Raw genomic sequence first — 11,050 nt, forward strand, 5'->3', positions numbered from 1 at the left:
CACGCTTTTTCTGTATATCATATCTTCACTTCAGTCTCTGCTTCAGCATTTCTTTGCTCTCACCATGTAATTTTTCTTCAATATCCACACTGCCGCCGGCATCCACAATACTGTATATAACGCCGTCTGCAAAATGCTGCCCGACACGGCGTAAAAGGGGACTCCCTTAAAGATAACATCCGCAAAGGGCCTCTGGAAATTGACCAGCGGCCAGAGCGCCTTTATAATCACCTGCAATGCCACCGGCATCTGGTCAAGAGGCCAGACGTATCCGCTGCTCACAAAAGTGGGGAGCGACAGCATAAAAGACATTTGATATACTTTCAGCCGGTCTTTAAGAAGCGATGCAAGGACAACCATCGGGCAGCTTACCGCAAAGACAAAGACGGTGCACATCAATAATACTGTGAGTAAATTCCCCCTCACCGGCACTTTGAAATATCTGTTCACGACAAGCAATGATATAAAGGTGGAGGAAATGGAAACCACCGAACAGGCAAGTATCTTTGAAGCCAGTTTCAAAAAGGTGTTCCCCTCCGCAAGATATGCGCCGTCGCTTACAACCGACACTCCCGCGCTGGACGCCATCACCTGCTGTAAAAAAACCGCCACAAAACCCAGCATGAGATAATTCATATACGTCAGGCGCGGGTCGTACAGCATCCTGTCGTTGAAATTGAACACCATCGCCATTTTTTCAGCCTGTCCGGGGGCGATACCTTTTGCCTGCAGCAGCTTTATCTGTGTGCCCGCAGCTACCGTCTGCACAATTGCCGCCGCTGCGGCATAGGCGTTGTTCCCTACAACCAGATTGGAGCCGTCCACCAGAATCATCACCTGAGAGGATTTTAAAGAAATAACGTCTTTATGAAAATCCGGCGGTATGTATATTCCTATTTGCGCCTTTCCCGAATCGATAAGGCATTTTAATTCTTCCCTGGATGCGGGATAGTATTTTACGTTAAACCTGTCGCTTTCGTCAAACTGGCTGACGACATACCTGCTCATCGAGGAATTGTCCTCGTCAAGCACCGCAGCCGGAATATCTTCCACGTAATCGTGAAGATAGATTCCGCCAAACAGTAATGTGAGGAATATGGGACCGCAGAACAGCACGACAATGAGAATAGGCTGCCTTATAAGCACTGAAAACTCTCGTTTAATCATGTCATAAAGCCGCATTTTCCCCTCCACCACCTGTTTGCGCCGATACTTCCATTTTTATCCTCGCCATGCCTATAAGCACTGAAAAGAGCGTCGTGACGGCAATAGCCCACTCAAGCCATGCCATATCACGGCCCATATAAGACAGGTTGGTTCCTTTTAAAAACATGTCCCTCAAATTGTCAGCGTAGTGGTAAAAAGGAATATAGCGGGCGAGCCTCTGGTAAATATCCGGCATTGCAATCACCGGCCATGTATAACCTACAAGGATGGTATCCGGCACAAACAGGACCGCCGCAGCCAGTGTGGAAAGCATCTCGTTTTTCACAAGGACGGAAATCAGCAGGCCGCATGAAGCTACGCTGAAAGAAAAAAGCAGACTCAACAATACGGCACCGGTGAAATTTCCTCTGAACGGGATGGAAAACACTTCCTTTTGAAGCATTACAGTCATCATAAGCGATAAAAATCCTGCCAATCCGTAAAAAGTTATTTTACCGGCTATATGCCCCGGTATTTCGGCAGGGTGCCCCTTAACTTCATTTTTGCGAAAGGCGGTTGACGCCATGAGAGCTATACCTGACTGCACTATGGCGGCGCCCAAACCTATGTTTAAAAAATTTTTATATCCCCTGGTGGGGTTATAAAGCGTCCTGTTGCTGAAACCAACGGCCAGGGCCATTTTTTCCGCCGTTTCCTGAGGAACATTCAATTTTGCCTCTATAAGTTTAATAAGCATACCTGTCTTTAATGTCATCAATATTTCTGAAGCCCTCGTCTTTGCTGCGCTGGCCATGGGCATGTGGCTGCCGTCGTAAATCATCAGGATTGTGGGGGATTTCATCTCCACCACATCTTTATGAAAATCCGGCGGGATGACCATGCCCACCCGCACCCTGTTTTCATTGAAAAGTTTTTCCATATCGCCCGGTGTGTTCAAAAAGTATTTTACTTTAAACGTCTCGTTGTCAGAAAACTCCTGCACGATCATCCTGCTGAGGGATGAATTGTCAAGGTCGCATACGGCCATGGGTATGTTCTTCAACTGGTTGCCGGAAAGCTCATATCCAAGCATTATATTTGTTAAAAGGGGGATGAGAAAAATTACAATAAAAATCATCTTCTCTTTTACGGCCAACTGCCATTCGAATTTTACCGAATTTATAAAACCTCTTGCCACGGCAGTCACCGCCCGTTCGGAAACTGTACAAAAGCCGTCATACCCGGCCTCAGCACTTTATCATTGTTTTCAAGCTCAATTTTCACACCGAACGACACAATGTCAAAAGACCCGTTGTCATTTGTGGCTCTCTTCACCGCAAAATCGGGCTTCTGGTTTACCCGGACGACTTTGCCCTTAAAAAGCCTGTCCGGAAACCCCGGCACCTTCACCCTGACCTCCTGACCCAGTGAAACCTTCTCGAGGTCGGTCTCCTTTACTTTTACCTCCACCCACGTATTTTTAAGATCCGTGACGGTCGCTATCGACATGCCCGTAGACACCAGCTCTCCGGCGTCGGCGTTTATTTCCGTGACCACCCCGTTTATCGGGGAGTAAATTTTCGTATCCTTCAGGTAGGCCCTTACCTCTTCCAGCCCGGCTTCTGCCTGTTCAAGCTTGCTCTTTGCAGCCTGTTCCATTGAAACGGCCTGGACCACCAGGGCCTGCGCCCCGCTTATATCCTCCTTCCTCGCCCCTTCCTTCGCCATGCTGAGCTGCTGGGCGGCGATTTCAAGCTGGGCCTTAACCTCGTCCCTCTTCTGCGCCGAAACCGCGCCTTTCTCGTAAAGCTTCTCGACTCTTTCGTATGTCTTTGCCATGAGGTCGTAATAAGCCTGGGCCTGGGCGATTTCCTGCTTCCTTGCGCCGTTTTCAGCCTTTTCAAGCGTGGCCCTTGCGGCCTCCACCTGACCCTTTGCCGCCTCATAGGAAGCCCTTGCCGCCTCCACCAGTGCCTTCGCCTGATCTTCTTTAGCCTTTAATTCGTCGCTCTGTATCTCCACCAGCAGGTCTCCAGCCTTAACTTCGTCTCCTTCCTGGACGTAAATTTTTGCTATCTTGCCCGGTATCTTACTGTTGATACTGACTTCCTGAGCTTCGACGGTCCCCTGAGATACAAGACCTTCATTTTCATTGAAATAAGAAGCGGCTGCCTCGTTTTTACCGGCGGAGTAACCGCATCCGGCTGTAAAAAATACGGCCATAATCAGCATTAATACCGCAAAACCCGCTCTATATTCAGCTTTATATTTGTATGTAAGCATCGTTTTCCCCACCCCATCAATACCTGAATTTGCCGATGTCGTTGTAGTATTTCATCCTGGCGAGGTTGTATCCGTAGGTGATTTCCACCACTTTTTCCTCCACGTCGGCCAGGTTTTCTTCTGCCGCTAAGACCTCGACAATTGTGCCCGATGCCGACTCCAGGTCGAGCTTTTTCAAGAGGCTGTTCTCAATGCCGTAGCCTTCATTGTATTTGAATCTTGCTATATCCACCACTTCTTTTGCCTCTTCAACCATAGACCTGGCGGTTTTCAGCATGTCGGCCGCACTCTGCATCGTCTCGTATGACTGCCTTATGGAACTTTCCACATCAAGTCTTGCCTTTTCAAGGTTAAGTTCCGCTTTCTCTTTCAGCAGCTTCGCTTCCCTGTACTGGAAGGTGTTTTCCGGATAAGTTTTTTTCGTTGCTTCAAAGTTCAAATTATATACTATAACCTGCCCAAATGCCTGCTTTATCTCCAGCCTGTTTTTCATGCCGCTCAAAAGCCCCTGCTCAAGGTCTTCCTGCTGCGGCTCCTCGGCCAGCGCATCTTTAAGCTCTATCACTGTATCCTGGGGAACGTTCAAATTCTTTTTAAGCTCTGTGAATGCATTGTTCAGGTTCTCCTGCGCCTGCCGGTATTCTATCTGAGTTTTTTTATAGTAAAGCTCGGCTAGAAGCATGTCATCCTTTGCCTTCATGCCTTTTTCATAGCTTTCTTTTGTAAGGTTGAACTGCTCCTGAGCCCTTTTCACCGCCTTATCTTTAACTTCCAGCATCTTCTTCGCCTTTAAAACATCGTAATAGCTTTTCTGAATGAGAAGGGCAACCTGATTTTTATATATGTCGTACGACGCCCTGGTGACTTCGTCTGACACTTCCGCCATGGTGGTCATGATATCGCGGGTGGAATTGATATCCAGAGACTTGAGGCTTTCGAAATTCAGTTTTTCCGAGAATTCGGCCCCCGCCTCTTCCAGAGCGCTGTCGATTTTTGAAATCCCCTGTTCAAGTTCTTTTCTTGCGCTGTCTATTTGACTTTGAATTCCTTCTATTATCTGTTTTTTCATGTCTTCGGGGAGCGGCAGGCTGTTTATATTCGTCCCCTTCTTTATCACCGTGCCGTCGGGAAGGGTGACATCCACAGGAGCATATCCCATATTAAGCACAGACTGCGCCTGACTTAATTCTTCTCTTCCCTCACTTATCCTTTTGTCCGCGTCTTTTAGCTTTTTGCTCTGATAGCGGGCCCTGTCAAGGTTTAAATCGCTGATATCTATCTGATTCTGCACCTGTTTTAAGGCTATGCTGTTGTTTATGCCGAGCCTCACTGCATCTTCAATGGAAAGCTCCAGAACCCCCTCTTTTTCCGCCTGGCTCCGGCCATCAGCCGGCTCCGTCCCGGCTTCGCCCTTGCTTTGAGGAGCATCTTTGGCAAAACCAACGGTTCCCGCAGATAGTGTAAGAATCAGGCACAATATTACCGCCATGTATCTTGAAAGCCGCATATCATGCATCCTCCCGCTTGTTAAAACTCAACAAGACCTTTCTGCAATTTTCTCAAAACATTTATCATACAGTTCTTCTCATTCTCATCCAGTATTTCCATGATTTTTTCCGTCCATTCCCTGTATTTCTCGATTATGTTTACGGTAAACTCCCTTCCCTTGCCCGTCATGACTGCTTTTATGATTCTCCTGTCGCCGTCGTCCCTCACTCTCTTAACAAAACCCTGCTTTTCAAGGCGGTCCACCATCCCCGTGATGTTGCTTTTTGTGACAAGCATTTTTTCTCCCAGCTCGGACAGCATCAAACCTTTATCACCTTCCCTGTACAAAAGCACCAGCATATTAAATTTGGCATTGGAAATGCCGTATTGTTGAAAGCATCTGTTAAAAATCTCATCCAGCATATCATGAGTCTTCTTTAGCTCAATCACCATTCTGCTGCCTATCTCACTGACCCATGTATAACTTTCAGACAGCTTTTGAAGCTTACTCATCCTCATCCCCTTCAGACAAAGCATATTATAAATATTATAATCCCTTACAATTCATATGTAAATAATTTATATATTAACTATTTATGAACAAATAAACTTTTTAATCTTCATTCCAAGCATATCGGCCGCCATCTCGACCTCCGGCCAGAGGCGGCTTTTTTTACTTAAGGGACAACAAACCCCGGGAGCATACCATCGCGCATGACAAGTTTTTGGTCACGGCCTTTCTCTCCGGCCTGTTTGCAAGTCAAACCCCGTTTTTTAAGACAGTAAAGAATAATTTTACAGGATTGCGTAAAAATAAAATGAGAGAACTTTCGGAGGTGAAATTATGAAGATTAAACTAACACCCCATGAAGCCCTGGAGGTCCATGAACTCCTGTCCACAAAAACCCTTTGTATGCAAAAGTCCATTACCTACCTCGACGCGACTGACGACCCGGATCTGAAAGACCTCATAAAGACCGGCCTGATTGAAGGAAGATTAATGGTTACCGAACTGCAAGACACCTTGAGTTAATACAGGCATCCTATTTGTAAAGGAGGGATCCCTATGCTCGACGACAGAACCATTACAATGGATCTTCTGACGGCGGCGAAAGAAGAGGTGAACGCTTACGCCCGGGCATGCAACGAGACCGCATCTCCGGAACTCAGGGACATACTTGCCAAACAACTTCAGATGGCCCAGAAAGCCCAGGAGAGGATTTTCAACTTTGCCAAAAAGGCGGGTTATTACGACCCGTATGCGGCACCGGAACAGATGCTTTCGAACGATATGCAGCAGGCGAATAAAATAATCCAGCAAATAACGTGGCTGAAATGATTCCGGCAGCTAACGTTGCAATTTTTCCGCTTTCGGTCTTTATTAAAAAGGAGGAGCTTTTAAGCTCCTCCTAAGTCTCATTGCCATATTGTTTAAACCCATTTTACCTCATCCCACAGGACGAGTTTTTGGCCAAGGCCTTTCTCTCTGGCCTGTTTGTACAGGTAATCCCCGATCATTATGTCAAGGCACCCCATGCCCCGGGAGCTGAACATGGTCGTTTCTCCGTCATTTTCCCTGCCGGGCCTTCTGCCGCATACCACATCTTTCAGGAGCGTGATGTCGCTTTCCTTGAGGTCGCCGTCCTCCACCATCCGGGTCAGCACGGAATGAGGGTTCTCCTTCATCTGCGCCCAGCTGTCCACCACTATTTTATCCATCTTGCTTACAACCCCGGGTTCCACCTCAAAGGAGCTCATCTGGATAACCATACAGCCAGGTTTGACCCAGTCGCTTTTTACAAACGGCTTTCTGCTGGTGGTCATGGTGGCAATCACATCGGCGCCGGAGACGGCCTTCTCGACATTGGCCGTGGGTAAGACTTCTATCTGGCCTTCAAATTCCGCCGCAAGATTTCTGGCCTTTTCAAGATTGAGGTCGCACAGCCTTATCTTTTTCAGCCCGGGCAGCACTTGTTTCAGGGCCATTATCATCGTGCGGCCTATGACGCCGGCACCGACGCAGCCAGCCACTTCAGCATCTTTGCGTGCAAGGTATTTCGCGGCAACTCCCGCCGCGGCGGCGGTCCTCATGGCGGTTATCACCATGCCGTCCATTACCGCCACCGGCAGCACAGTCTCGGTGTCGCTCAGGATAACCATATCTATTCCCATGGGAAGACGGCCGCCTTTCATGTTTGCCGTGGACTCGGCGGCCCACTTGACACCCGCGCGGTTTACATCACCTCCGATGTAAACCGGCATCGAGAAAAAGCGGGACGCCCAATTGTCTTTATCGGGCACGCCTATCTCAGTCTTGGGAGGGTTTTTCACCTGACCCATGCCGTCGAGATAAAATGCCTTTTCCACAAGTTCAAGGATTTTCTTCATATCCATGACCCCGGCGGCTATTAGGTCTTCCTGCTTTAAAAAAAGTATCTCCGGTTTCATCGACCGACCCCCTGCTTCTGTTGTTATTTTGTTTTTAGCTGTTTCACCGCTGCAGGCATTGCTAAAATAGTAAGGTCTTCTTAAAACTCTACTTTACAACAGGCGAAAAAACGCAGTAGAGCAATATCTCCCTGTCCGTGTCATTTATGATGCCGTGCTCGCTGCCGGCGGGTGCGTTCACCAGTTCCCCTTTGCCGACTCTTCGCCTTTCACCGTTTACCAGGACGCTGCCCTCCCCTTCCAGAAAATAAAAGGTCTCCTGGTTTTTGTGGGTATGGGGTAAGATTTCCCCGCCGGGCATTATCTTTGCAACCCTTATCACCACATGCTCATTTTCCCTCTCATCCAGAAGGGTGTTCAGGTAAACCTCCCGGTGAGCGGGGTTTTTTACCCACCCGTCGTCTCTGAGATTTTTCACTACGGCTTCCATGCATTCTCGCCCCCGTAATATTATTTTTTATTCAATGGGACTTAGTGGTAAAAATTCACGTAATCATATTATTCAACGCCCGCGGGCTAAAATCCTTTTTTTATTCAATACTGTCATAAAGCACAATAACTTTTTAGCCTGGTTACATCATCAGGCTTGCGGTATGCCGCCTTGGGGGCTGCATTGCACGCTTTTGCAGGTCAGACTCCGTTTTGAAAACAATAAAGAATAATTTTACAGATGGCGAAGAAAGCCCAGGACCAGAAAGCCCAGGAGAGGATTTTCAACTTTGCCAAAAAGGCGGGTTATTACGACCCGTATGGGCACCGGAACAGATGCTTTCATCCAACCAGCCAATTAGGTTCCTTCACATCTTTACACGTATCATAAAGCACAACAGGATCTAAATCAATGCACTCATATAACTCATAAATTCACCCCCATTATTGAAGCGGTGCAATTTTTTTAAGCTCTTTATTGTTCAAAGCATTTTCCCAGTTTTGCAATAACAAATAAAAATCATAAACGACATAACCAACCGTATTAAAATCCTGGGCATAAACGCTTCTATAGAAGCCGCCAGAGCCGGAGAACACGGCAGCGGCTTTAAGGTCGTAGCCGATGAAATCGGCAAACTCACCGCCTCCAGCAAAAACGCCACCTCAGATATCACCGCCATCATAGAAAACATGAAGAGCGACATCGGCAATCTGTCCGAAATCACCCGCACTCTGGACGAAATCTGCAAAAAACAGATCGAAATTGCCGCCGCGCTGGAGGATCACAACAGGAAAATGGAGAATGTATTAATCAACGGTTGACGGAAAAGCAGCCGCGCAATAGGAACAACAAACCCCGGGAGCATACCCGGGGTTTGTTATAAAAAAACATTTTATTACTTTCCTCAATTTTTTGTTCATTTTAAACCCATAGTTCTTTCATTATTTTCTTTATTACCTTATCATCTTGATTTTTGTCTTCTTGGGTGTATTCACCCCATGGTATATCCTGTTCCTTCAATATTTCTATAAAATCAGTTAATGTTTCACCAGCAAGTTCGGCAGCTTTTGCGAGAGATACTGTTTTATTTATATATAGGTTTATGGCTAGTGACACCTGAGTTTTTTTCTCTATTGAATTGCCATTTATCTTGTCTAGAGGCATAAATTCTTCATGTAAGCCCTATAATTGATCCTATTATTGGTAAACTATTCTACAGAGGCTTACGAAACTTAAGATGGACAAAAAATTATTTGCACTCCCGAAAATACTTTTTTACATCTTCAAGCTTTTCTATGGTAAATATATCGTCAAGGATTTTCTCCAGTACCTCTTTTTCTGCCTTAAAAATATTTACCTCGGTCTCTTTTGATAAAGGTCCAAATTTCTTTTTCAGAAGCCGTATTGCTGTTTCCGCTTTACCTTCTTTTAATCCTTCTTCTTTACCTTCACGCAATCCCTTTTTTTTGCCTTCTTCCAGAATTGATTTGTAGATTGATGATTCTTCAAGATTCAGCATTCTTACCACCTCCTCAAAGGCTCTTTTAACCTCTTGTTCATCGAACATAAGTCCTGAAAAAATCTCAGCATAAAAGGCTATGTCTTTCTTCCTGTTTATGTTTATAGGCGTTTTAAGTATTACATCAGCACATTCTTTTATATATTTTTCCCCTTGTTTTTGTCTTCTATTTCTATCTACCAGAGGTAAGAGTGAATATAGATCGTAGAATCCTGTATCGATTATTTCTTCAAATTTAATATCCCCAACGTCTATTAGTTTGTAGCTGTAATCCAGCCTGTTTGTATCTTCAAATTCATATTTCAATTTTTCCTGCATTCTGGGTTCTTTTTTACCCATGTATATTACTATCTGGTATGGGGGAACATCATATTTTTCCATGATTTCTAAAGAGTATCTGAGCATTCTAAATGGTATTTTGTTGTCATTATCTGATTGGAATTCTATATGTACCAACATATTACCGGTTTCGGTCTGGCATTTGAATATCATATCGCTTTCTCTTTTTTCTACTGTTGTGAATTCCAGGTTGAGTTCTTCTATCTTCTTTAGTTTCAATCTTAAGAAATATTCTATTATGTCATCTGCCAAACTGGAGAATATGTGTTTTATGGTTATGTCATATTGGCCCAACTTACCACTTCTCCCTGCCTTGATTATACATTATCTTGTTTTTAACTTCAATAATACTATTTTCCTTCATGCATCGCTTTCTTTGCCTTTGAAATCCAGTCTTGATAACGACCGCTGTCAACCATAAAGAGCGACTCCTTTCTGATTTATCAAGTGAGCAAAAGCTCCCGGATCGTTTTTTGCTTTATCCCATTCTTCCGGAGTATAAACCACAATGTCGAAGGGTTTTCGGCTGTCAATCTCCGAATATAATTCTGTTAATAGAGCTCTTTTGTCCGATGTGTTAATAATAATGCATAAATCTATATCGCTTCCCGGTTTAGCTGTCCCGCTCGCTTGAGAACCGAATAATATAATTTTATCAGGTTGAAATTTGTTTATTATTTGCTTTTTTATATTCTCAATTTCTTCATAATCCGTCATAACAATCAACCTTTGTTAATGCATGATTTATTTATATACTATCATTTTTCCATGGTTAAATCAAACAAAACATCTCTGGCAAGGATGTTTTTTAAAAGTCTCACTGCAAAAACTCGTCCATGCCGGGCACACAAAAAGGAGGAGCTTTTAAACTCCTCCTATAGTATCAGCACGTGTATCATCCGCCGAATCCCAAGAGGCTTCTCAAAATGAAAACAAAAGTTGTCAACAATCCCATCCCCTTGATACCCATGACTCAACATGAATGTATGATATTAAAAGTTTTTTCTGATGTATTCACAATACATGAATGTGTGGAGGTTCAGTTCCTTCATTGCTGAAAAAGAAAAATCTATATTTACCTTCTTTAAGAACTGTTGGCATCATTTTTCTCCTTTATAATTCAAAGAGGATAAAAAATCGTGACTTCAACGTTTTTATAATATTATTTATAAAATATTTTGTAAATATGTGATATTAATCGGTTTATAAAAAAGTTAATGCCTTGTAATTTAACAAGCATTTTTTTTCCCTGTTCCGATGCTTTTGTAGCTCAATAAAAAAGGATTTCACTGATTAATGTCGAATTTTTTATGTTGTGATTCACTAGCGTTGCATAAATAAAAAATTCATTTGTCAACCATAAAACAGCAAAGAAAATTAAATAAAACTGAAGAAAA

The 11,050-nt window shown here is 44.3% G+C and carries 15 protein-coding genes and 1 pseudogene; 4 read left to right on the top strand and 12 right to left on the bottom strand.

Translation table 11 applies throughout. The features are described 5' to 3' along the window. Window positions 1-42: 42 nt before the first annotated feature. From ACKX14_RS09730 to ACKX14_RS09750, 5 genes are read right to left on the bottom strand one after another with little or no spacing between them, the layout of a single operon-like run. On the bottom strand, window positions 43-1,182 hold the full coding sequence (locus tag ACKX14_RS09730; protein ID WP_422447062.1) for an ABC transporter permease: 1,140 nt from the start codon (window positions 1,180-1,182) through the stop codon (window positions 43-45). Beyond that, window positions 1,169-2,344, bottom strand: coding sequence for an ABC transporter permease (locus ACKX14_RS09735; protein ID WP_422447064.1), 1,176 nt, complete (start codon window positions 2,342-2,344; stop codon window positions 1,169-1,171). The genes ACKX14_RS09730 and ACKX14_RS09735 overlap by 14 nt, the downstream gene beginning before the upstream one ends. A 5-nt stretch (window positions 2,345-2,349) precedes the next feature. Beyond that, a complete protein-coding gene (locus tag ACKX14_RS09740) occupies window positions 2,350-3,429 on the bottom strand; it encodes an HlyD family secretion protein (RefSeq protein ID WP_422447066.1) in 1,080 nt (359 codons plus the stop codon). 16 nt (window positions 3,430-3,445) lie between these two features. Beyond that, the gene (locus ACKX14_RS09745) at window positions 3,446-4,936 is read right to left on the bottom strand and encodes a TolC family protein (RefSeq protein ID WP_422447068.1); all 1,491 of its coding nucleotides are present in this window, start codon (window positions 4,934-4,936) and stop codon (window positions 3,446-3,448) included. Between the two features lie 20 nt (window positions 4,937-4,956). Continuing rightward, window positions 4,957-5,430 carry a MarR family winged helix-turn-helix transcriptional regulator gene (locus tag ACKX14_RS09750; protein ID WP_422447069.1) on the bottom strand — a complete coding sequence of 158 codons (474 nt, stop codon included), beginning with the start codon at window positions 5,428-5,430 and terminating at the stop codon, window positions 4,957-4,959. 331 nt (window positions 5,431-5,761) lie between these two features. Between ACKX14_RS09750 and ACKX14_RS09755 the strand changes: the two genes are divergently transcribed. Continuing rightward, entirely contained in the window at window positions 5,762-5,950 is a 189-nt protein-coding gene (locus ACKX14_RS09755) for a hypothetical protein (protein WP_422447071.1), read from the top strand. A gap of 33 nt (window positions 5,951-5,983) precedes the next feature. After that, complete coding sequence (locus tag ACKX14_RS09760; protein ID WP_422447073.1) at window positions 5,984-6,256, top strand: spore coat protein; 273 nt, start codon at window positions 5,984-5,986, stop codon at window positions 6,254-6,256. Between the two features lie 92 nt (window positions 6,257-6,348). On the opposite strand, the gene ACKX14_RS09765 is transcribed toward ACKX14_RS09760, so the two are convergent. The 3 genes from ACKX14_RS09765 to ACKX14_RS09775 form a co-directional block, all read right to left on the bottom strand. Then, window positions 6,349-7,365 (bottom strand): ornithine cyclodeaminase family protein, encoded by a 1,017-nt coding sequence (locus tag ACKX14_RS09765; RefSeq protein ID WP_422447074.1) that lies wholly within the window; start codon window positions 7,363-7,365, stop codon window positions 6,349-6,351. Between the two features lie 88 nt (window positions 7,366-7,453). Beyond that, entirely contained in the window at window positions 7,454-7,795 is a 342-nt protein-coding gene (locus ACKX14_RS09770) for a cupin domain-containing protein (RefSeq protein ID WP_422447076.1), read from the bottom strand. A gap of 234 nt (window positions 7,796-8,029) precedes the next feature. Continuing rightward, window positions 8,030-8,152 carry a hypothetical protein gene (locus ACKX14_RS09775; protein WP_422447078.1) on the bottom strand — a complete coding sequence of 41 codons (123 nt, stop codon included), beginning with the start codon at window positions 8,150-8,152 and terminating at the stop codon, window positions 8,030-8,032. Between the two features lie 212 nt (window positions 8,153-8,364). Here ACKX14_RS09775 and ACKX14_RS09780 point away from each other — a divergent pair. Beyond that, a pseudogene (locus ACKX14_RS09780) lies at window positions 8,365-8,475 on the top strand (methyl-accepting chemotaxis protein); the annotation flags it as partial. A gap of 9 nt (window positions 8,476-8,484) precedes the next feature. Continuing rightward, entirely contained in the window at window positions 8,485-8,616 is a 132-nt protein-coding gene (locus ACKX14_RS09785) for a hypothetical protein (RefSeq protein ID WP_422447080.1), read from the top strand. 100 nt (window positions 8,617-8,716) lie between these two features. Here the strand turns inward: ACKX14_RS09785 and ACKX14_RS09790 are convergent, their stop codons facing one another. The 4 genes from ACKX14_RS09790 to ACKX14_RS09805 all read right to left on the bottom strand — a co-directional run bounded on the left by ACKX14_RS09790 (window position 8,717) and on the right by ACKX14_RS09805 (window position 10,757). Then, entirely contained in the window at window positions 8,717-8,959 is a 243-nt protein-coding gene (locus tag ACKX14_RS09790) for a UPF0175 family protein (RefSeq protein WP_422447082.1), read from the bottom strand. Window positions 8,960-9,044: 85 nt separating this feature from the next. Further along, window positions 9,045-9,947, bottom strand: a complete 903-nt coding sequence (locus ACKX14_RS09795) for an Rpn family recombination-promoting nuclease/putative transposase (RefSeq protein WP_422447084.1) — start codon at window positions 9,945-9,947, stop codon at window positions 9,045-9,047. 117 nt (window positions 9,948-10,064) lie between these two features. Then, window positions 10,065-10,370 carry a nucleotidyltransferase domain-containing protein gene (locus ACKX14_RS09800; RefSeq protein WP_422447086.1) on the bottom strand — a complete coding sequence of 102 codons (306 nt, stop codon included), beginning with the start codon at window positions 10,368-10,370 and terminating at the stop codon, window positions 10,065-10,067. 297 nt (window positions 10,371-10,667) lie between these two features. Continuing rightward, complete coding sequence (locus ACKX14_RS09805) at window positions 10,668-10,757, bottom strand: DUF4160 domain-containing protein (RefSeq protein WP_422447088.1); 90 nt, start codon at window positions 10,755-10,757, stop codon at window positions 10,668-10,670. Window positions 10,758-11,050: the final 293 nt, after the last annotated feature.

Source organism: Thermorhabdus hydrogeniformans (assembly GCF_049310025.1).
Lineage (GTDB): Bacteria > Bacillota > Thermosediminibacteria > Thermosediminibacterales > Tepidanaerobacteraceae > JBJYKD01.

Excerpts from the sequence above, each read along its gene's own strand:
- ACKX14_RS09750 (WP_422447069.1), bottom strand. The coding sequence starts at position 5,430 with ATGAGTAAGCTTCAAAAGCTGTCTGAAAGTTATACATGGGTCAGTGAG.
- ACKX14_RS09745 (WP_422447068.1), bottom strand. The coding sequence starts at position 4,936 with ATGCGGCTTTCAAGATACATGGCGGTAATATTGTGCCTGATTCTTACA.
- ACKX14_RS09765 (WP_422447074.1), bottom strand. The coding sequence starts at position 7,365 with ATGAAACCGGAGATACTTTTTTTAAAGCAGGAAGACCTAATAGCCGCC.
- ACKX14_RS09785 (WP_422447080.1), top strand. The coding sequence starts at position 8,485 with ATGAAGAGCGACATCGGCAATCTGTCCGAAATCACCCGCACTCTGGAC.
- ACKX14_RS09740 (WP_422447066.1), bottom strand. The coding sequence starts at position 3,429 with ATGCTTACATACAAATATAAAGCTGAATATAGAGCGGGTTTTGCGGTA.
- ACKX14_RS09760 (WP_422447073.1), top strand. The coding sequence starts at position 5,984 with ATGCTCGACGACAGAACCATTACAATGGATCTTCTGACGGCGGCGAAA.
- ACKX14_RS09730 (WP_422447062.1), bottom strand. The coding sequence starts at position 1,182 with ATGCGGCTTTATGACATGATTAAACGAGAGTTTTCAGTGCTTATAAGG.
- ACKX14_RS09755 (WP_422447071.1), top strand. The coding sequence starts at position 5,762 with ATGAAGATTAAACTAACACCCCATGAAGCCCTGGAGGTCCATGAACTC.
- ACKX14_RS09805 (WP_422447088.1), bottom strand. The coding sequence starts at position 10,757 with ATGATGCCAACAGTTCTTAAAGAAGGTAAATATAGATTTTTCTTTTTC.
- ACKX14_RS09770 (WP_422447076.1), bottom strand. The coding sequence starts at position 7,795 with ATGGAAGCCGTAGTGAAAAATCTCAGAGACGACGGGTGGGTAAAAAAC.
- ACKX14_RS09790 (WP_422447082.1), bottom strand. The coding sequence starts at position 8,959 with ATGCCTCTAGACAAGATAAATGGCAATTCAATAGAGAAAAAAACTCAG.
- ACKX14_RS09800 (WP_422447086.1), bottom strand. The coding sequence starts at position 10,370 with ATGACGGATTATGAAGAAATTGAGAATATAAAAAAGCAAATAATAAAC.